The sequence below is a fragment of the Caballeronia sp. SL1002 genome, from assembly GCF_057814995.1.
Genome location: NZ_JBYMUW010000002.1, coordinates 3,102,920 through 3,122,697, shown reverse-complemented (window position 1 = coordinate 3,122,697; position 19,778 = coordinate 3,102,920). Strand labels below are relative to the sequence as shown.

Here is a 19,778-nt window from a genome sequence, read left to right as displayed (position 1 = left end):
TCGATTGTGCCTGATCGGACCGCGTGGTCACGGTGGCGAGCGAGCGGCTTTTTCGCGTACCGAAACCGGCCGGGCGCGCGAAAGGCCTCAGAATGGAGGGCAGTCCGCTTGTCGGCCCCAACTTTGTTCCGGTATTTATCCAGCATGCATTCGAAGAATTCCAACAGCGCCGACGGCGCGCCGTCCCAGATTCACTGGGAAGAAGACGGCGAAAGCCGCGCCGCGCGCTGGCGCTCGGAAAGCGGCCACGCGCCGCCGAAGCGCGTCGTGATCGGCGACGATCAAATGACCGCCGATTCCGCCTATCGCCTCGCGAGCGAAGGCACCGCCATCCTGTGGCGCGGCGATTTCCAGAACGCGCGCCAGTTGCTGCAGGCGATCGCGCGGCGTATCGACGAGAACCCGCGCAAGGCGAAAAAGGCCGCGAAGGCCAGCAAATCGGCAGCGGAAAAGGAAGCGCCCGCGCCGGTCGATCTGTTCAACATGCACCGCCTCGCCCAGTCGCAGCGGGCGCGCACGCTCGCCATGGTGCTCTTGCCGCTCGATGCCGATTATGCAATCTCGCTGCGCCGCGCGCCCGCCGTGCAGGAAGCGTGCGAGGAAGCCTACGGTCCGGCGGACGGCGCTTCGGTCGTGTCGCTGCGTGAGGTGCTCGGGCTGGTCGGCGCGCACGAGTGGCGTAAGAAGGGCGTGGAAATCGCGGCACTGGGCGCGCGGATTCATCCTTATTACGGTGTGTTTTCGCCGGTTCGCGGCGAGTACATCAAGCTCGTGGACGACCAGCCGCTGCCGTCGCGCTCGCTCGCGTTCGATATCGGCACCGGCACCGGCGTGCTGGCGGCGCTCCTGGCGCAGCGCGGCGTGGAAAAAGTGATCGCGACCGAGATCGATCCGCGTGCGCTCGAATGCGCGCGCGACAACATCGAACGGCTCGCGCTCGGCAAGCAGGTGAAGGTAATCGAGGCGGATATGTGGCCCGAAGGCCGTGCGCCGCTCGTCGTGTGCAATCCGCCGTGGCTGCCGGCGCGGCCGAGTTCGGCGATCGAACACGCCATCTACGATCCGGAAAGCCGCATGTTGCGCGCCTTTCTCGACGGCCTCGCCGCGCATCTGACGCCCGGCGGCGAAGGCTGGCTGATCCTTTCCGATTTCGCTGAGCATCTCGGCCTGCGCACGCGCGCGCAATTGCAGGAGTGGATCGACGCGGCGGGACTGAAGGTGGACGGCCGGATGGACGTTCGTCCGCATCATCCGCGCGCCGCCGATAAAACCGATCCGCTCCACGCCGCGCGATCGAAGGAAGTGACGTCGCTTTGGCGTCTCGTCGCCGCTTGATTGCAGCGCTGGCTTATTTTTCAGCTAGATAGGCCAGCGCGCCTTCGCCTGCTACCAATCCGCTTGCCAGACACGCCGTCAGCAGATAACCGCCTGTCGGCGCTTCCCAGTCGAGCATTTCGCCCGCGCAGAACACGCCCGACAGCGCGGTCAGCATCGAGCGCGCGTCGAGCGATTCGAACACGACGCCGCCCGCGCTGCTGATCGCTTCCGCTATCGGCCGCGGGCGCAATACGCGCAGCGGCAACGCCTTGATCTTTCGCGCAAGCTTTGCGGGATCGGCGAAATCTTCCTTGCTCGCGCCTTCGCGCAGCAATCCGGCCTTCGCGCCGCTCAAATTCAAACGGCTCTGCAAATGGCTCGACATCGACCGCGGGCCGCGCGGACGGGCGAGTTCGTCGGTCACGCGCTCGATCGACAACCCCGGCGTGAGATCCAGCAGGATTTCAGCCGACCCGGCAGCGTTGATCTGTTCGCGAATCCGCCCGGAAAGCGCGTAGATCAGGCTTCCCTCGATCCCGCTCGCCGTAATCAGACACTCGCCGACGCGCCAGTCGATCGCGCCATCCGCGTCGGTCAGCCCAAGCATCACCGATTTCAGCGGTTCCCCAGCGAAACGGCTGCGGAAATGCTCGCTCCAGTCGAGTTCGAACCCGCAATTCGACGGCTGGAACGGCTGCACGTGTACGCCGCGCGCTTCGATTTCCGGGACCCACGCGGCATCCGAGCCCAATCGCGGCCAACTCGCGCCGCCGAGCGCGAGCACGACCGCGTCGGCTTGCACGCGCGTTTCGCCGTCGGGCGCGGCGAACAGCAGCGTCTTCGGCGTGTTGCCGTCGAAACCGATCCACCGATGCCGCATATGAAACTGCACGCCTTGATCGCGCAGCCGATGCAGCCAGGCGCGCAGCATCGGCGCGGCTTTCATGTCGGTCGGAAATACGCGCCCTGAACTGCCGACAAACGTTTCCACACCCAGATCGTGTACCCACGCGCGCAGCCGATCGGCGTCGAAACGCTGGAGAAAAGGCGCAATTTGTTCGCGACGCGCGCCGTATCGGGCGAGAAATGGTTCGGCCGGTTCGGAATGCGTCAGATTCATTCCACCCTTGCCGGCCATCAAAAATTTGCGGCCGACCGACGGCATGGCGTCGTAGACGTGAACTTGCGCGCCGCCCGCCGCGAGCGCTTCCGCCGCCATCAGTCCGGCGGGACCGCCGCCGACAACGACAACGCAAGGTTTGGATGACGCGGCTGACAAGGACATGGCGGAACGCTCGGAATATCAAGGCGGCATTGTCGCATCCGCTCGGCCCAAGCCGCACACCCGTGCCGCTCCTCCGTCACTCATCAAATTACGAAAATGAATTTGGCGCGGCGGCCCCGCGCCAGTAGGATCGCGCGATTCCTTGCTTCTTCATCATTTTTTACGGTTTCCATGTCAGCTTCCCTTGCACCCGAGCGCGCCACCGCGCCGCTTTCCACCGATTCCAGCGGACGCGCGCTGATCCGCAGCGCCGCCGATGTGTCGAACCTCGTGAACCGCGGCGCCGCCATCGGCAGCGACGCGCGCGTGGTCGTCGCGATTGCGCTGGGCGGCGTTTTCCTCGACGCCTACGACCTCGGCGCGCTCGCGTTCGGCGTGAAGGACATCGCGCGCGAGTTCTCGCTGACGCCGACCGGCACCGGTTTCGTCGCCTCGGCGATCACGTTCGGCGCGATCGTCGGCGCGTTTATCGGCGGTTTCCTGACCGACCGGATCGGGCGGTATCGCGTGTTCATGGCCGATATGTTCTTTTTCGTCGTCGCGGCGATCGCCTGCGCGCTCGCGCCGAACGCATGGGTTCTCGGTGGCGCGCGCTTCGTGATGGGTTTGGGCGTCGGGATCGACTTGCCGGTGGCGATGGCGTTTCTCGCGGAATTCTCGCGGCTCCAAGGTCGCGGCAACAAGGCGGCCCGCATTTCGATGTGGTGTCCGACCTGGTACGCGGCCATCAGCGTGTCGTATCTGCTCGTGCTCGCGCTCTATTCCGTGCTGCCGGAAAGCCATTCCGGGCTGCTGTGGCGGCTGATTCTCGGCTTCGGCGCGGTGCCGGCGATCGTGATTATCGTGATTCGCAGCCGGTATATGAGCGAGTCGCCGGTCTGGGCCGCGAATCAGGGCGATCTGAAAGGCGCGGCGGCGATTCTCCGGCGCTCCTACGGGATCGACGCGGAAGTCGATCCGGCCGCGCTCGCCACGAACTTGCAACCGAAGCCGCGCAAAGCGACGTTCGCGAACTACGGCGCGCTGCTGAAAGGCGTCTATCGCCGACGCACCGTGCTCGCGACGGTGATCGCGGTGGCGTCGTCGTTCGCGTATAACGCGGTCGCGTTCGGGCTGCCGGTCATTATTTCGAGCTTCCTCGCGCAGTCGATGCTCACGACCATTCTCGCGTCGCTCGTGCTCAACCTGTGTTTCGCGTTTGTCGGCGGGTTGATCGCGGTGCGCACCGTGCCGAAAGTCGGGGCGTGGAAACTGACCGTGCTCGGCTACACGTTCCAGTTGATCGCGCTGGTTGGCCTGGCGCTCGTCGGCAAGCCCTCGGGTGGCGCGGAAGTGGCGACGGCGATTGCGCTGCTCGCCGCGTTCCTGCTCGGACAAGGCTTCGGGCCGGGTTCCCACAGCATGACGTTCGCGTCGCTCAGCTATCCGACCTCGCTTCGCGGTGTCGGCGTGGGCTTCAACCAGACGCTGATGCGAACGAGTTCGACCGTGTCCCTCTTTCTGTTCCCCGTGCTGGCCGCCACGCTCCACACAAAAGTGTTCTGGATCATCGCTATTGCGCCGCTCGCCGGGCTGATCGCGTTGCTGTCGATTCGCTGGGAACCTTCAGGTTATGACGTCGATGCTGAGGATTTCGCTCCGGCAACGTCGCCACGCTGAACCGTTCACCGCGTCCTCCCAAAAGCCGCTTCCTGATTAGAAGCGGCTTTTTTTGTGCTCGCACGCGGCGCGCCAGCGAACTTCGCTCGTCTCAAAAATACTTATAAACCGACCGGCCGGTCGGTTTATAATCGCCAAACCGATGCAACCCGCCTTATCTCCTGAGCGAGCGATCGTCATGTATACGCAATCCCTCGATATTCCCGGCAACGTCCAGCCCATCGATGCCCCGTCGGCCATTTCCCCCGATCAGGCGAAATTCGACGCTGTGATGACGGCCGACGGCAAGATCGAAGCGCAGGACTGGATGCCCGACGCTTACCGCAAGACCCTGATCCGCCAGATTTCGCAGCACGCGCATTCCGAGATCATCGGGATGCAGCCGGAAGGCAACTGGATCAGCCGCGCGCCGAGCCTCAAGCGCAAGGCCATTCTGCTCGCGAAGGTGCAGGACGAAGGCGGCCACGGTCTCTATCTATATAGCGCGGCGGAAACCATGGGCGTTTCGCGCGATCAGTTGCTCGACGCGCTGCACGCGGGAAAAGCCAAGTATTCGAGCATCTTCAATTATCCGACGCCGACCTGGGCCGATGTCGGGGTGATCGGCTGGCTGGTGGACGGCGCGGCGATCATGAACCAGATCCCGCTCTGCCGCTGCACTTACGGCCCCTATGCGCGCGCGATGATCCGCATCTGTAAGGAAGAGTCATTTCACCAGCGGCAAGGTTTCGACGCGCTGCTCTCGATGATGAAAGGCACCGCCGCGCAACGCGAGATGGTTCAGCAGGCGATAAACCGCTGGTGGTGGCCCGTGCTGATGATGTTCGGCCCGAGCGACAAGGATTCGATCCACAGCGGCCAGTCGTTCAAATGGGGCATCAAGCGTATTTCGAACGACGATCTGCGGCAGAAATTCGTCGATGCGACCGTCGAGCAGGCGCGCATTCTCGGCGTCACGCTGCCCGATCCGGACCTGAAGTGGAATGAAGAACGGCAGGCGCACGACTACGGCGCGATCGACTGGGAAGAATTCTGGCGCGTCGTCAATGGCGACGGTCCGTGCAACAAGGAGCGGCTCGCGACCCGCGTGAAAGCGCACGACGAAGGCGCGTGGGTGCGCGACGCCGCGCTCGCGCATGCCGAAAAGCAAGCCGCCCGGGCTCGCCAGCAAGCCGCATAAGGAGAGAACGATGAACAAGGAATGGCCGATCTGGGAAGTTTTCGTGCGCAGCAAGCAGGGGCTGGATCACAAGCATTGCGGCAGCCTGCACGCGCCGGATGCGCCGGGCGCGCTGCGCATGGCGCGCGACGTGTACACGCGGCGTCAGGAAGGTGTGAGCATCTGGGTGGTGCCGTCGTCGGCGATCACAGCGTCGAATCCCGCCGACAAGGAAGAACTCTTCGAGCCCGCCGGCGACAAGATCTACCGTCATCCGACCTTCTTCGTGCTGCCCGACGAAATCAATCACATGTAAGGGCACGCCATGACGACGTCCGCACATCTGAACTACGTGCTGCGCCTCGCCGATAACGCGCTGATCCTCGGTCAGCGCAACAGCGAATGGTGCGGCCACGGCCCGGTGCTCGAAGAGGACATCGCGCTCGCGAACATCGCGCTCGATTTGATCGGACAGGCGCGGCTGCTCTACGCGCACGCCGCGACGCTCGACCAGCAACTCACCGGCGTGAAGAAGACCGAGGACGATTACGCGTACTTTCGCAACGAGCGCGAGTTCGCCAACTACACGCTCGTCGAACTGCCGCATTTCGGCCCGCTCGCGGGCACGGCGCGCACCGAACGCGATTACGCGGTCACCGTCACGCGCAACTTCCTCTACTCCGCGCTGATGAACCCGCTTTGGACGGCGCTCAAGGCGTCGAGCGACACGCATCTCGCGGCCATCGCGGCGAAGTCGATCAAGGAAACGCGCTATCACCTGCATCACGCAGCCGAATGGCTCGTGCGTTTCGGCGATGGCACGGAGGAATCGCATCGGCGGGCGCAGGCGGCGCTCGACTATTTGCTGCCGTACACGCGCGAATTTTTCGCGACCGACGACGTGGAGCGGGCGGCAGCGGCGGAACGTATCGGCCCGTTGACGCAGGATCTGGAGGCCGCGTGGCGCGAGGAAGTCGAAGCGACGCTCGCCGAAGCCACCTTGCGTCTGCCGGATGCAGGACAACATGTGACGACCGGCAAGCTCGGCGAGCATTCCGAGCACATGGGTTATCTGCTGGCCGAAATGCAGAGCCTCGCGCGTCAGCATCCGGGCGCATCGTGGTGATCGACATGCGCGCCGATTCGTCGTTGAAACGCGTCTGGGCCGTGCTCGAAACGGTGCCGGACCCGGAAATTCCCGTGGTGTCGATCCGCGAACTCGGCATTCTGCGCGACGTGCGCCGCGCCGCCGACGACACGCTTGAAGTCGTCATCACGCCAACGTATTCGGGCTGCCCGGCGATGGACCAGATCGCCGAGGATATCGGCCATGCGCTTGATGTCAGCGGCTTCACGAAACATCGGATCGAAACGGTGCTCGCGCCCGCGTGGACGACCGACTGGATGACCGGCACCGCCCGCGAGAAGCTCCGCGCCTACGGCATCGCGCCGCCGGCCGGCCAGTGCGGCCAAAGCGCGCCGCTCGAAAAGCCGATCCGCTTCGTGCCGCGCCAAGTCGATCGACCCGCCTGCCCGCGCTGCGGCTCGGCGCACACCGAGCGTCTCGCGCAATTCGGCTCGACGGCGTGCAAAGCGCTTTATCGGTGCATCGACTGCCGCGAGCCGTTCGACTACTTCAAACCTTATTGAGACGATCGCGACCATGGCGACTCCGCAATTCCATCCGCTGCGAATCCGCGACGTGCGTCCGGAAACCGCCGACGCCGTGACGGTTTCGTTCGACGTTCCGCCCGATTTGCGCGACGCGTTCCGCTTCACGCAAGGCCAGTTCGTGACGCTGAAAACGCATATCGACGGTGAAGAAACGCGCCGCTCGTATTCGATTTGCGTCGGCGTGACCGACTACGATCGCGACGGCGAATTGCGGATCGGCATCAAGCGCGTGCGCGGCGGGCGATTCTCGAACTTCGCGTTCGATACGCTCAAGCCCGGCCACGAAATCGACGTGATGACGCCCGATGGCCGCTTTTTCACGCATCTGAACGCCGATCACGCCAAGCATTACGTGGCGTTCTCGGGCGGATCGGGTATCACGCCGGTGCTCGCGATCATCAAGACGACGCTCGAAACCGAGCCGACCAGCCGTTTCACGCTCGTGTACGGCAACCGAAGCGTCGACGCGATCATGTTTGCCGAGGAACTCGAAGACGTGAAGAACCGCTACATGAGCCGGTTCTCGCTGTATCACGTCCTGTCGGACGATTTGCAGGACGTCGAGTTGTTCAACGGCGTGCTGAACGAGGAAAAATGCCGCGCGTTTCTCGCCACATTGCTGCCCGCCGACGACATCGACGAAGCGTTTATCTGCGGTCCCGGCCCGATGATGGATGCCGCCGAAAGCGCGTTCAAGGCGGCGGGACTTAGCGCGGAGAAGGTGCATGTCGAGCGCTTCGGCTCGCCGCTGCCGCAGGCGGGCGTGCCGCCGATCGAGATCACCGACACGACGCCCGCCGCCGAGCTGGAACTGATTATCGACGGCAAGAAGCGCAAGCTGCGCCTGCCCTACGCGGGCGTGAGCGTGCTCGATGTCGGGCTGAAAGCCGGCCTGGCGCTGCCGTACGCGTGCAAGGGCGGCGTGTGCTGCACGTGCCGCGCGAAGGTGCTCGAGGGCGAGGTGACAATGGAGAAGAATTTCACGCTGGAGCAGCATGAAATCGACGATGGATTCGTGCTGACGTGTCAGTGTCATCCGGTGAGCGAGCGCGTCGTCGTAAGTTACGACGAACGCTAGGCGCGCAACGCAGCTTGCAAACGGCGTTTAGCGCCGGGTCGATTCGCTTACACTAGGGGCCGCTTCCTTCGAGCGGCCCTTTCTGTTTGCCTTTCTTCATCAATGAGCACAATCCACGTTACCAACGGCGACCACGCCGCCGCCACTCTGCTCGACGCGCTGCGGCTCGCAGGCCGCGATGAACGCGTGATCGCGCTGAAAGACGATCTCGCGATCGGCCCGCTGAAAGGCATCGACGACACGCCTTCGCCTGACACCCGCGCCGTCTTCTGGCAGCACGTGATCGATGCGCCGGACCTCGATTTCGCCGCCGAAATCCGCGCGCAGGACGCGCTTCTCGCGCAACTGGCACGCGACGATTCTCAAGTCGTGGTCTGGCACGCCCAGAGCGCAGCCGACCAGTTGACGCTGCGCCGCGTGGCCTACCATCTGCGCAATACGCCGCAGCGGCTGAACGAGGCGAAGCTGTCCGAACGCGACTTGAGCGGCGCCGACGACACCACTCGCGGACGCAACGACGGATCGACCGCCGTCGGCATGTTCACCGCCGACGAACTGCTCACGAAAATCCCGACCGCCGCGCCCATTTCCGTGTTGCGGATCAGCCGCCTCGCGCTCGAATGGCAGGAAGCGAAGCAGGCCAACGGCGAAACGCGCCGCTGGCGCGACAACACGTTCGTCTCCGGCGTCTACGCGGAAATCGACGAAGCGGTGGTCCATCTCGCCACACCGGACTGGCAACCTGCGAGAAAAATCGCCGGACGTATCATGGCGGGCAGCTTCGGCTTCATGGTGAGCGACTCGGTCGCGTTCTGGCGCTGCCGCGAACTGGTCGCGGCTGGCCGCCTCGAATTGCGCGGATCGCTGAGCGGCGCGCCGACCGGCTTGCTCGATGGCGAATTGCGCCGTCCGTCCAACTAATCGCACGACATTTCCACACTCAATGGCCCGAACAAGAGCGCCCGATCACGACACCCAGCGCGAGCAGATTCTCGAACTCGCCGCCGCCAAATTCGCGCAGACGAGTTATCCGAGCACGTCCATGGCCGATCTGGCCGCGGCGAGCGGCACGTCGAAGGCGCGGCTTTATCACTATTACGCCAGCAAGGAAGCGATCCTTTTCGATCTGCTCGACCGCTACACCAAGCGGCTGATGCTGATCATCGCCGAGGTCGAAGGCGCGAGCCAGCGGCGCGGGCTGTCCGAGCGCGAAGCGTTCGCGGAACTCGTGCGCGCGTTTCTGGCGGAATACGAGACGTCGCACAGCCGACACGTCGCGCTGCTGAACGACGTGAAATACCTCGAAGACGCACAGCGCGACATCGTGCTCGGCCGTCAGCGCGATATCGTCGCCGCGTTCTCCCGACAACTCGCGCGCGCCTATCCGGAACGGGCGACGCGCGAGAACCAGACCGCGCTCACGATGATGGTGTTCGGCATGATCAACTGGACCTTCACCTGGCTCAAACCGGGCGGAAAACTCGGCTATCGGGAATTCGCGGAGCAGGTGGTGGATGTGATCGAAAATGGTCTGAACGGTGCAAATTGAGGTTCATAACGGTTCTGGAGGCGCTGCGCGTTGTTTTGTCGCAATCCGCACAAGCCTTTGATTCAAATAGATAAACGCATCATTTAGACGCTGTCCTCAATTCCTAATTACGGGTTTTCCCTAACGCCGATTAGCTCGATCGGCTAAAATTCGCGTTGCGGTGCACCATGCCGCCGACGAATCAAGGAGAACCTCGTGAACATGACCATTCAACGCGCCGCCGCGCCTATCGTCGCGGGCGCCACGCCGCTGACGCAAGCGGGCCGCTCGACGGTCCTCGTTCGCTCGTTGACGTCGGCCGACCGTGAACGCCTGCTCGCGCATTTCCTCGCGCTCGACGAAGACGACCGGCTCCTGCGCTTCGGCCAAATCGTGCCGGATCACGTGATCGACAACTACGTCCGCAATATCGATTTTTCTCGCGACACCGTGTTTGGCGTATTCGACGAACATCTGCAACTGGCCGGTGTCGGCCATCTGGCCTACTTGCCCGCAGAAGGCAACAAGCGCACGGCGGAGTTCGGTGTGTCGGTGCTGGAAAGCGCGCGCGGACGCGGCATCGGCTCGAAATTGTTTGAACGCGCCGCTATTCGCAGCCGCAATACGCATGTCACGACGCTTTACATCCACTGCCTGTCGCGCAACTCCACGATGATGCACATCGCGAAGAAGTCGGGCATGAAGATCGAGTACGCGTATGGCGAAGCCGACGCTTATCTCTCGCTCACGCCCGCCGATCACACCAGCATCATCGCGGAAATGCTGCAGGAGCAAGCAGCGGTTTTCGATTACGCGATCAAGCGGCAAGCGCGCCGCGCATCGCAAATGTTCACGGCGTTCATGCCCACGGCAGACGCCGCCTAAGACAGCGCGGGGTATGCGCTGCGAGCGGGACCAACCAAGGACGGCATAGATCGTCCTTTTTCATTTCTGTCGCGCGCCGCACGAGTCAAGCGCGAGGAATCAAAGCAGCGGCAGCGCCGTCGTCTCCTTGATCCGCTCCAGCGAAAAACTCGTCTTCACATCGATCACTGAAGGGTGATGCAGCAACTGGTCCTGCACGAAACGCGAAAAATGCGCCATGTCCTCGACCTGAACGCGCAGCAGATAATCCATTTCGCCGGTCATCGCGTCGCACGCAACGACTTCCGGCCAGAGCCGAATGGCCTCGCGGAACAATTCGGCGTGCGTCTTCGGGCGCGAATGCAGCGCCGACGCTTCGCCGCCACGCTTTTCCAGCCGCACATTCACATAGGCGAGCAGCCCGAGGCCGAGCTTGATCGGATCGAGCAATGCGACGTAGCCGCGAATCACGCCGTCCTCTTCTAGCCGCCGAATGCGGCGCAAACACGGACTCGGCGACAAACTCACGCGATCCGCGATCTCCTGATTCGACAGCCTGCCGTTCTCCTGCAGAATCGCGAGAATCTTGCGGTCGATCGCGTCGAGTTCAATTTCAGCCATTCCCTGCCTCCTTTTTCCTGGTGAGCAGCAGAAACTTGCGTCAGCCTAGCCAACAACGATTAACTTCGCAAGCATTCTTCCCAGCCGCCTGATTACACTCATCTCATTAATTTCCGCGTTCGAGCGGCAGGAGACACGCATGAGCATTCCGGGCTGGGACAACCCCGTCGGCACCGACGGTTTCGAATTCATCGAATACACCGCGCCGGATCCGGTCGCGCTCGGCAAACTTTTCGAGCAAATGGGCTTCACGGCCATCGCGCGGCATCGCCACAAGAACGTCACGCTGTATCGTCAGGGCGGCATCAACTTCATCATCAACGCCGAACCGGATTCGTTCGCCCAACGCTTCGCGCGCCTGCACGGACCGTCGATCTGCGCCATCGCTTTCCGCGTCGCGGACGCGGGCCAGGCCTACCGGCGCGCGCTCGACTTAGGCGCGTGGGGCTTCGACAACAAGACCGGCCCGATGGAACTGAACATCCCGGCTATCAAAGGCGTCGGCGATTCGCTCATTTATTTCGTTGATCGTTGGCGCGGCAAGAATGGCGCGGCGCCGGGCAGCATCGGCGATATCAGCATTTACGACGTCGATTTCGAGCCGATCCCCGGCGCGGATCAAAATCCGCTCGGCCACGGCCTGACTTATATCGATCACCTGACGCACAACGTGCATCGCGGCCGAATGATCGAATGGGCGGATTTCTACGAGCGCCTGTTCAATTTCCGCGAGGCGCGTTATTTCGATATCGAAGGCAAAGTGACGGCCGTGAAATCGAAGGCGATGAGTTCGCCGTGCGGCAAAATCCGCATTCCGATCAACGAGGAAGGCTCGGACACGGCGGGCCAGATTCAGGAGTATCTCGATGCGTATCGCGGCGAAGGCATTCAGCACATCGCGCTCGGCACCGACGATATTTGCAGCACGGTCGATGGCCTGCGCACCTCGAAAATCGCGCTGCTCGACACGATTGACACGTATTACGAGCTCGTGGATCGTCGCGTGCCGAATCATGGTGAATCAGTCGCCGAGTTGAAGCAGCGGAAGATTCTTATCGATGGCGAAGCGAATGAGATTCTTCTGCAGATTTTCACCGAAAACCAGATCGGTCCGATCTTCTTCGAGATCATTCAGCGCAAGGGCAATCAGGGCTTCGGCGAAGGCAATTTCAAGGCGCTGTTCGAATCCATCGAACTCGATCAGATGCGGCGCGGCGTGCTGAAAGACACCACGGCGAACTGAGCGCGTCCAAAAATCAAAAAGGCGAGGATCGGAAGATCCTCGCCTTTTTCTATTCTGGCGGCTCATGCTCGGAACATGAGCGCGGGCGGTTTAGACAGCCGACTCGTCGGTCGAGCCGACCGCGCCGGATTCCCGACGGCTGCGGGCATCGGCGACGCTCGTGCGCGTCTGCGCGGCCTGCTGAACGGGTGTGGCGGCGGCGCTGGAAAGGCTGGAATTGGGGCGGATCGGCGCGGCGTTCATCGCAAAAAATGCGGCCGATACCACCAGGAAACTCTGGATATGGCGTTGTTTCATCGTGTTCTCCTTCTGACAACGTGCTGCTTGTGTACGGCTAGTGCTGCTTTTTTAAGCGTGACTCCGAACTGGTACGCGGAATTGCGCAAGCGGACATTTAGACAGCATTGTCCGGGCCAGTTCCCGAGCCGCGAGCAGATTTACAGCTTGTAACATCGCGCCGCGCAATAAAACACCCTGAAAGTGTTGGACGACGCAAGAGAACGCTAAGTCACGGTTTTTCAACGGGTTTTTACCAGTGCCGGGAAGCCCGCCAACTTGGCACACTCAAAGTCCCGGCCAACGCGTTCACAAGACGCGGCGGCCTGAGAAATGCTTTGGCGATCCCAAACCCCGGGTGAGGAGTACACACAATGAATGCCCCGCTAGACGCAGAACAAAGAGCTTCGCTAGAAGCCGCCTTGACCTCCGTCACGCTCGACGACAAATACACGCTCGAACGCGGCCGCGCGTACATGAGCGGCATCCAGGCGCTGGTTCGCCTCCCGATGCTGCAACAACAACGCGATCACGCCGCCGGGCTCAACACCGCCGGATTCATCTCCGGGTATCGCGGTTCCCCGCTTGGCGGTCTCGATCAGTCGCTCTGGAAGGCGAAGAAGCATCTCGCCGCGCATCAGGTCGTGTTTCAGCCCGGTGTGAACGAAGATCTCGCGGCGACGGCGGTCTGGGGATCGCAACAGGTCAACCTGTATCCGAGCGCCAAATACGACGGCGTTTTCTCGATGTGGTACGGCAAAGGCCCCGGCGTGGACCGTTCCGGCGACGTCTTCAAGCACGGCAACTCGGCCGGATCGGCGCAACACGGCGGCGTGCTCGTGCTCGCGGGCGACGATCACGCGGCCAAATCGTCGACGCTCGCGCACCAGTCCGAACACGTATTCAAGGCGTGCGGCTTGCCGGTGCTGTTTCCGTCGAATGTTCAGGAATATCTCGATTTCGGCCTGCACGGCTGGGCGATGAGCCGCTATTCCGGCCTCTGGGTCGCGATGAAATGCGTGACCGACGTGGTGGAATCGTCGGCGTCGGTGGATATCGACCCGTTTCGCACGCAAATCGTCATTCCGGACGACTTCACGATGCCCGCCGGCGGTCTCAATATTCGCTGGCCCGATCCGCCGCTGGTTCAGGAAGCGCGCCTGCTCGACTACAAGTGGTACGCCGCGCTCGCCTACGTGCGCGCGAACAAACTGGACCGGATCGAAATCGACGCGCCGAACGCGCGCTTCGGCATCATGACGGCGGGCAAAGCGTATCTGGACGTGCGTCAGGCGCTCGCCGATCTCGGTCTCGACGATGAAACGTGCGCGCGCATCGGCATTCGTCTGTACAAGGTCGGTTGCGTGTGGCCACTCGAAGCGCAGGGCGCGCACGCGTTCGCGCACGGGCTGGAGGAGATTCTGGTGGTGGAGGAAAAGCGCCAGATTCTCGAATACGCGATCAAGGAGGAGTTGTACAACTGGCCGGACGCGCAGCGACCGCGCGTGTACGGCAAATTCGACGAGAAAGACGGCGCGGGCGGCGAGTGGTCGGTGCCGATGGGCAACTGGCTGCTGCCGGCGCACTACGAACTGTCGCCGGCGATCATCGCGAAGGCGATCGCGACGCGGCTCGACAAATTCGACCTGCCGTCCGATGTGCGCGCGCGAATCGCGACGCGCATCGCCGTGATCGAAGCGAAGGAAAAAGCGCTGGCGAAGCCGCGCGTCGAAGCCGAGCGCAAGCCGTGGTTTTGTTCGGGCTGTCCGCACAATACGTCGACCAACGTGCCGGAAGGCTCGCGCGCGATGGCCGGGATCGGCTGTCATTACATGACTGTCTGGATGGATCGCAGCACGAGCACGTTCAGCCAGATGGGCGGCGAAGGCGTCGCGTGGATCGGCCAGGCGCCGTTCTCGAACGACAAACACGTGTTCGCGAACCTCGGCGACGGCACCTATTTCCACTCCGGCCTGCTCGCGATTCGCGCGGCCATCGCGTCGAAAGCGAACATCACCTACAAGATTCTCTACAACGATGCCGTCGCGATGACCGGCGGCCAGCCGGTGGACGGCGTGCTCACCGTGCCGCAAATCACGCATCAGCTCGCGGCGGAAGGTGCGTCGAAGATCGTGATCGTCACCGATGAACCCGAAAAGTACGCGGCGAACGTCGGCCTCGCGCCGGGCATCGAGGTCCACCATCGCGACGAACTCGACGCCGTGCAACGCGTGCTACGCGAAATTTCCGGCACGTCCATCCTGATCTACGACCAGACCTGCGCGACCGAAAAGCGTCGCCGCCGCAAACGCGGCGCGTATCCGGATCCGGCAAAACGCGTGGTCATCAATGAAGCCGTGTGCGAAGGCTGCGGCGATTGTTCGGTGAAGTCGAACTGTTTGTCGGTGGAACCGCTCGACACCGAATACGGCACGAAGCGCCAGATCAACCAATCGTCGTGCAACAAGGACTACTCGTGCGTCAAAGGTTTCTGCCCGAGCTTCGTCACGGTTGAAGGCGGCCAGTTGAGGAAACCGAAGGCATCGACGGTCGCGAACGACGCCATGCCGCCCGTGCCGATGCCCGACCTGCCCGACATCGCGCGGCCTTATGGCGTGCTCGTGACCGGCGTCGGCGGAACGGGCGTCGTGACGATCGGCGCGCTGCTCGGCATGGCGTCGCATCTGGAGCAAAAAGGCGTCACCGTGCTCGACGTGACCGGCCTCGCGCAAAAAGGCGGCGCCGTAATGAGCCACGTGCAGATTGCCAACCGCCCCGCCGATATCCACGCGACCCGCATCGCGATGGGCGAGGCGGATCTCGTGATCGGCTGCGATCCGATCGTGACCGCAAGCGACGAATGCGGCTCGCGGATGCAGCCGGGCCACACGCGCGTGGTCGTGAATAGCGCGCAGACGCCGACCGCCGAGTTCATCAAGAACCCGAACTGGCGCTTTCCGGGCGCGAGCGCGGAGGCCGATATCCGTGCGGCGGCGGGCGAACACGTCGCGATGGTCGATGCCAACCGCTTCGCCGTCGCGTTGCTCGGCGACGCGATCTATACGAACCCGTTCGTGCTCGGCTACGCGTGGCAACGCGGCTGGGTGCCGTTGCGCCACGAATCGCTCACGCGCGCGATCGAATTGAACGCGGTGCAGGTCGATAAAAATCTCGCCGCATTCGAATGGGGACGACGCGCGGCGCACGATCCGGACGCCATGCAACGGCTCGTGAAAACGCAAGGCGGCGCCAATACGAACGAAGGCGGCGGCAAGATCATCGCGCTGCATACGCCGAAAGCACTCGATACGCTGATCGACAAACGCGTCCAATATCTCGCCGCCTATCAAAACGAGGCTTACGCGGCGCGCTATGGGCGGCTCGTGACGCAGGTGCGCGCGAAGGAAGCGTCGCTCGGTTCAGGCGACGGCCAGTATCCGCTGACGGAAGCGGTCGCGCGGAACCTGCACAAGTTGATGGCGTACAAGGACGAATACGAGGTCGCGCGCCTTTACGCCGATCCGGCGTTCATCGACAAGCTGAAGGCGAGCTTCGAAGGCGACTGGAAAATGAAGTTTCACCTCGCGCCGCCGATCTTCGCCAAAAAGGATGCGGACGGGCATCTGATGAAGAAGCAATACGGATCGTGGATATTCTCCGCGATGCGTGTCCTGACGAGGATGAAGTTCCTGCGCGGATCGGCGTTCGACCCGTTCGGCTCGACGGTCGAGCGGAAGATGGAACGCGGGTTGATCGTGGAATACGAAACGCTGGTGGCGGAATTGATGGCGGGGCTGACACCGCCGAAACTGCCGCTCGCGATCGAACTGGCGAGTCTGCCCGATTCGATGCGCGGTTACGGCCACGTGAAGGACAACAACGTGCGCGCGGCGCGGGTGAAATGGAACGCGTTGCTAACGCGTTGGCGCGCGGGCGACGGCGGCGAAGCACGCCAGGTCGCGTGAGATTTCTCTCCGGCAAATAAAGAAGGGCGATCCGAAACGGATCGCCCTTCTTCTTTCAAGCTACTTCAGGTTTTAGAACTCATAGCCGACTTGAGCACGGACACCGGCATCGCCCTGACCCGTCACCGACAACGCGCCGTTCACGAGCCACGCACCGTCACGCGAACGATACGTCGCGCCCGCGCCGAACGCGCTGTAGCCCTTGTAGTTGCCCACACCGGCCGCCACCACGGTCTTGCCCGGACCGCTCGGCGTCAGGTTCGGCATCGCCATCGCGGCTGCGACGCCGGAGTACGCGCCACGCTGCACGCTGGCAATGTTCGATCCCAACTCGTTGCGCACTGCGTTCAGCTGGTTCATGTTCGTGGCGTCCGTACCGCTCTGTCCAGCCGCCACGTTGGTCACGCGACGCTCGCTACCCGCTGCGCCCACCGACACCGTGTTGTCCTGATCCGCGACCGAACCCGCTCCGAGCGCCACCGAGTTGTTGCCCGTTGCCTTCGAGTTCGCGCCGATAGCCACGGCGTCCGTGCCGCTCGCGACCGGCAATGCAGCCGTTGCCGTCGACGAATTCACCGCGAGGAAACCGACGCCCGTATTCTCGATGTTGTTGATGGCACCTGCGTAGGCATCGAGGCGCGAGTTCGTGTCGTTGAGCTGCTTGCCATTCACCGCGTCCGTGCTGGTGGTGGAAAGCTCGCCGTCCTTCACGTTCGTTAGCTGGACTGCGTCCGGCGCGGAGCCGTCGGCCGGCGTCTGACCGCCGAGCGTGACTTTGTCGTGCGACGACGAATCGTACGCAACCGCGTTCGCCGCCACGTTCGACACGTTCGCGACATCGCCCTTGATGCCTGCGATATCCGACGTGTTCTTCGACACACGGCCGTCGAGGTTGTCGATCGCCGCGCCGACGCCGGTCACTTGCGTGCCGCCGACGTTATAGACCGGCGCGGAAACCGAACCGTCCTTGTTGACGACCGATCCGCCGCCCAACGCCGAGGCAATGCTGGCTGACGCGCCGTACAGTTGCGAACCGTTCACTGCTTGATTGCTGGTCGCGCTGATATCGCCGTTCGCCACGCCGCTCACGACACGCGAACCCGTCGTACCCGCCACGCTGACTTCGCCGCCGTTCGTCGCAGCGCCGACCGTAATCACGCGCGTCTCCAGGTTTTGCTGAACGATGCCGACCTGACCGGTCGTGATGTTCGTCGTCCAGGTGTTGATGTCGTTGGTGTTCTTCGTCACGCGGCCGTCGAGATTGCCGAGTGCCGAGCCGACGTTGTCGGCGGTGAAGGTTCCGTTATCGAGCGAGTAGGCCGGCTTTTTCAACGTGCCGTCCGAATTGACCGCCGCGCCGCCACCCAGCGCGCTTGCTGCGCTCGACGATAATCCGAAGAGTTGCGAGCCGTTCACCGCGTCCACGCTGCTTGCGCCGATCGCGCCCGGTGCGACGTTCGTCACTTTGACCGGCGTGCCGGCAGCGCCAAGCGTGACCTGGTTGTGTGAGGTCGTGTCGTATAGCACCGCGTCGGCCGTCGTCGCCTTCAGCTTCGACACATCCTGGTTCGTCGCGAACAGTTGCGAACCGTTCACTGCGTCGACGCTGGTCGCGCCGAGCGCGCCCGGCGCGACGTTCGTCACCGCGACCGGCGTGCCAGCATTCCCCAGCGTGACCTTGTCGTGCGCGGTCGTGTCGTACAACACGGCGTCGGCCACCTTCGTGTTCAGCTTCGAAACGTCCTGATTCGTCGAGAACAGTTGCGAGCCGTTCACCGCGTCCACGCTGGTCGCGCCGAGCGCGCCCGGCGCGACGTTCGTCACTTTGACCGGCGTGCCGGCAGCGCCAAGCGTGACCTGGTCATGCGACGTCGTATCGTAGTTGACGCCGTCGTTGAGGTTGGCGCTCAGCGCATCGACCTTTTGATTTGTCGCGTAGAGTTGCGAGCCGTTGACGGCGTCGAGACTGGTCGAAGTGAGCGCGCCGTCCTTGACGTTCGTCAGAGTAACCGCTGTGGCGGCAGTGCCGAGCGTCACCTTGTCGTGTGCCGTCGTGTCGTACTTCACGCGATCGTTCAGGCCGCTGTCGAGCGCCGCGACAGCATCGGCGACATTCGCGACGGTCGAGCCGTTTGCCGTGTACGACGGCGGAGCAATCGTGCCGTCCGCGTTCACCGCCGCGCCGCCGCCGAACAACGCCGTGACGTCGGAAAGCTGCGCGACGTTGGTTGCATCATATTGTTGTGTGCCGCGCGCGACTGCCGTTAGTGTCCGCTGGAATCCGCTGTTGCCGATCGACACGGAATTCATGCGGTCCGTCGAAGAGTTCGAACCGATCGCGACCGAATTGGCAAACGTTGCTTTGCTGGACGTACCGATTGAGATGGCGCTGCTTGCGCCGGCGGTCGCGTTGTAACCCAAAGCCAATGAGCCCGACGAACTAGCGTTTGCGTTGCTGCCGATTGCCGTAGCCTGACTTCCTGCGTTGGCAAGGCCACCGATGGCCGTCGCGCTCGCGCCCGTCGCCTTGGCGTTCGAGCCGATCCCGACGCTGCCGCGCACGCCGCCGTCGCCGGTTTGCGCGCCGCTATCGACTTTCGCATCGGCGCCGATCGCGACGTCGCCCACACCTGCCGCAGTTGCTCCCGGGCCGAATGCCGAGCCGTAGTCCGCGTTCGCCACCGCGCTGGTGCCCACTGCTTCGCCGTTGTTCACGCCCGAACCATTGTTTTGCAAACTTCCACCATCCAGCCCGCTAGCGACCGCGCTCAGCGTCGTGAACATGAACGCCGATGCCAGCACCGCCTTCGCTGCCCGTCCGCTACGCTTGCCGCGTGCCGGACTTTTTTCCGACGTCGCAACCCACGCCCCGACGGATTCATTCCAAACCGATTTGAAGAACTTGTTCATGTTCGCTGCCTATTCCTGAGAGATAAATTCGGACCGTCTGCGCGCGACCGGCGTTGCTCGCAAGATAGAAATCGCCGGCGCAATGGCACATCGGCTCGCGAATTTAATCAGTCACCCTAATCATTCAAATACGATTTGTCCTATTTGAAACAAGGTGTCTCATTAGATGGACATACATGAATTTTTACCGATAAGACGG

16 protein-coding genes are annotated in these 19,778 nt (G+C 62.9%); 12 read left to right on the top strand and 4 right to left on the bottom strand.

Annotated elements, in window-relative coordinates:
- The first annotated feature begins 144 nt into the window (after positions 1–144).
- Entirely contained in the window at positions 145–1,335 is a 1,191-nt protein-coding gene (locus AC3D25_RS16820; protein WP_488889481.1) for a methyltransferase, read from the top strand.
- A gap of 13 nt (positions 1,336–1,348) precedes the next feature.
- Here AC3D25_RS16820 and AC3D25_RS16815 read toward each other — a convergent pair whose 3' ends face one another.
- Complete coding sequence (locus tag AC3D25_RS16815) at positions 1,349–2,602, bottom strand: TIGR03862 family flavoprotein (RefSeq protein WP_488889480.1); 1,254 nt, start codon at positions 2,600–2,602, stop codon at positions 1,349–1,351.
- A 171-nt stretch (positions 2,603–2,773) separates the two neighbouring features.
- On the opposite strand from AC3D25_RS16815, the gene AC3D25_RS16810 reads away from it, so the two are divergent.
- The 9 genes from AC3D25_RS16810 to AC3D25_RS16770 all read left to right on the top strand — a co-directional run bounded on the left by AC3D25_RS16810 (position 2,774) and on the right by AC3D25_RS16770 (position 10,585).
- A complete protein-coding gene (locus tag AC3D25_RS16810; RefSeq protein ID WP_488889479.1) occupies positions 2,774–4,261 on the top strand; it encodes an MFS transporter in 1,488 nt (495 codons plus the stop codon).
- Between the two features lie 178 nt (positions 4,262–4,439).
- Entirely contained in the window at positions 4,440–5,441 is a 1,002-nt protein-coding gene (paaA, locus tag AC3D25_RS16805) for a 1,2-phenylacetyl-CoA epoxidase subunit PaaA (protein ID WP_488889478.1), read from the top strand.
- A 10-nt stretch (positions 5,442–5,451) separates the two neighbouring features.
- Entirely contained in the window at positions 5,452–5,736 is a 285-nt protein-coding gene (paaB, locus tag AC3D25_RS16800; protein WP_488889477.1) for a 1,2-phenylacetyl-CoA epoxidase subunit PaaB, read from the top strand.
- Positions 5,737–5,745: 9 nt separating this feature from the next.
- The gene (gene paaC / locus AC3D25_RS16795; RefSeq protein ID WP_488889476.1) at positions 5,746–6,546 is read left to right on the top strand and encodes a 1,2-phenylacetyl-CoA epoxidase subunit PaaC; all 801 of its coding nucleotides are present in this window, start codon (positions 5,746–5,748) and stop codon (positions 6,544–6,546) included.
- A 5-nt stretch (positions 6,547–6,551) separates the two neighbouring features.
- The gene (paaD, locus tag AC3D25_RS16790; RefSeq protein WP_488889728.1) at positions 6,552–7,070 is read left to right on the top strand and encodes a 1,2-phenylacetyl-CoA epoxidase subunit PaaD; all 519 of its coding nucleotides are present in this window, start codon (positions 6,552–6,554) and stop codon (positions 7,068–7,070) included.
- A 13-nt stretch (positions 7,071–7,083) separates the two neighbouring features.
- Entirely contained in the window at positions 7,084–8,172 is a 1,089-nt protein-coding gene (paaE, locus tag AC3D25_RS16785) for a 1,2-phenylacetyl-CoA epoxidase subunit PaaE (protein ID WP_488889475.1), read from the top strand.
- 102 nt (positions 8,173–8,274) lie between these two features.
- Positions 8,275–9,093: a DUF1835 domain-containing protein gene (locus AC3D25_RS16780; RefSeq protein ID WP_488889474.1), complete on the top strand. Its 819-nt coding sequence runs from the start codon at positions 8,275–8,277 to the stop codon at positions 9,091–9,093.
- A 22-nt stretch (positions 9,094–9,115) separates the two neighbouring features.
- Entirely contained in the window at positions 9,116–9,721 is a 606-nt protein-coding gene (locus tag AC3D25_RS16775; protein ID WP_488889473.1) for a TetR/AcrR family transcriptional regulator, read from the top strand.
- 201 nt (positions 9,722–9,922) lie between these two features.
- Complete coding sequence (locus tag AC3D25_RS16770; protein ID WP_488889727.1) at positions 9,923–10,585, top strand: GNAT family N-acetyltransferase; 663 nt, start codon at positions 9,923–9,925, stop codon at positions 10,583–10,585.
- A gap of 99 nt (positions 10,586–10,684) precedes the next feature.
- On the opposite strand, the gene AC3D25_RS16765 is transcribed toward AC3D25_RS16770, so the two are convergent.
- Positions 10,685–11,185, bottom strand: coding sequence for an Lrp/AsnC family transcriptional regulator (locus AC3D25_RS16765; protein ID WP_488889472.1), 501 nt, complete (start codon positions 11,183–11,185; stop codon positions 10,685–10,687).
- A gap of 139 nt (positions 11,186–11,324) precedes the next feature.
- On the opposite strand from AC3D25_RS16765, the gene hppD reads away from it, so the two are divergent.
- Complete coding sequence (gene hppD, locus AC3D25_RS16760; protein ID WP_488889471.1) at positions 11,325–12,428, top strand: 4-hydroxyphenylpyruvate dioxygenase; 1,104 nt, start codon at positions 11,325–11,327, stop codon at positions 12,426–12,428.
- 90 nt (positions 12,429–12,518) lie between these two features.
- Here the strand turns inward: hppD and AC3D25_RS16755 are convergent, their stop codons facing one another.
- Positions 12,519–12,725, bottom strand: coding sequence for a hypothetical protein (locus AC3D25_RS16755; RefSeq protein ID WP_488889470.1), 207 nt, complete (start codon positions 12,723–12,725; stop codon positions 12,519–12,521).
- A gap of 353 nt (positions 12,726–13,078) precedes the next feature.
- Between AC3D25_RS16755 and AC3D25_RS16750 the strand changes: the two genes are divergently transcribed.
- Positions 13,079–16,669: an indolepyruvate ferredoxin oxidoreductase family protein gene (locus AC3D25_RS16750; RefSeq protein WP_488889469.1), complete on the top strand. Its 3,591-nt coding sequence runs from the start codon at positions 13,079–13,081 to the stop codon at positions 16,667–16,669.
- A gap of 72 nt (positions 16,670–16,741) precedes the next feature.
- Here AC3D25_RS16750 and AC3D25_RS16745 read toward each other — a convergent pair whose 3' ends face one another.
- Positions 16,742–19,579 (bottom strand): YadA-like family protein, encoded by a 2,838-nt coding sequence (locus tag AC3D25_RS16745; RefSeq protein ID WP_488889468.1) that lies wholly within the window; start codon positions 19,577–19,579, stop codon positions 16,742–16,744.
- Positions 19,580–19,778 lie beyond the last annotated feature (199 nt).

Bases quoted from the DNA above. Each gene is read 5' to 3' on its own strand.
- paaA (WP_488889478.1), top strand. From the start codon at position 4,440: ATGTATACGCAATCCCTCGATATTCCCGGCAACGTCCAGCCCATCGAT.
- AC3D25_RS16745 (WP_488889468.1), bottom strand. From the start codon at position 19,579: ATGAACAAGTTCTTCAAATCGGTTTGGAATGAATCCGTCGGGGCGTGG.
- AC3D25_RS16765 (WP_488889472.1), bottom strand. From the start codon at position 11,185: ATGGCTGAAATTGAACTCGACGCGATCGACCGCAAGATTCTCGCGATT.
- AC3D25_RS16815 (WP_488889480.1), bottom strand. From the start codon at position 2,602: ATGTCCTTGTCAGCCGCGTCATCCAAACCTTGCGTTGTCGTTGTCGGC.
- paaC (WP_488889476.1), top strand. From the start codon at position 5,746: ATGACGACGTCCGCACATCTGAACTACGTGCTGCGCCTCGCCGATAAC.
- paaB (WP_488889477.1), top strand. From the start codon at position 5,452: ATGAACAAGGAATGGCCGATCTGGGAAGTTTTCGTGCGCAGCAAGCAG.
- hppD (WP_488889471.1), top strand. From the start codon at position 11,325: ATGAGCATTCCGGGCTGGGACAACCCCGTCGGCACCGACGGTTTCGAA.
- paaD (WP_488889728.1), top strand. From the start codon at position 6,552: ATGCGCGCCGATTCGTCGTTGAAACGCGTCTGGGCCGTGCTCGAAACG.
- AC3D25_RS16820 (WP_488889481.1), top strand. From the start codon at position 145: ATGCATTCGAAGAATTCCAACAGCGCCGACGGCGCGCCGTCCCAGATT.
- AC3D25_RS16780 (WP_488889474.1), top strand. From the start codon at position 8,275: ATGAGCACAATCCACGTTACCAACGGCGACCACGCCGCCGCCACTCTG.
- AC3D25_RS16755 (WP_488889470.1), bottom strand. From the start codon at position 12,725: ATGAAACAACGCCATATCCAGAGTTTCCTGGTGGTATCGGCCGCATTT.
- AC3D25_RS16770 (WP_488889727.1), top strand. From the start codon at position 9,923: ATGACCATTCAACGCGCCGCCGCGCCTATCGTCGCGGGCGCCACGCCG.
- AC3D25_RS16810 (WP_488889479.1), top strand. From the start codon at position 2,774: ATGTCAGCTTCCCTTGCACCCGAGCGCGCCACCGCGCCGCTTTCCACC.
- paaE (WP_488889475.1), top strand. From the start codon at position 7,084: ATGGCGACTCCGCAATTCCATCCGCTGCGAATCCGCGACGTGCGTCCG.
- AC3D25_RS16750 (WP_488889469.1), top strand. From the start codon at position 13,079: ATGAATGCCCCGCTAGACGCAGAACAAAGAGCTTCGCTAGAAGCCGCC.
- AC3D25_RS16775 (WP_488889473.1), top strand. From the start codon at position 9,116: ATGGCCCGAACAAGAGCGCCCGATCACGACACCCAGCGCGAGCAGATT.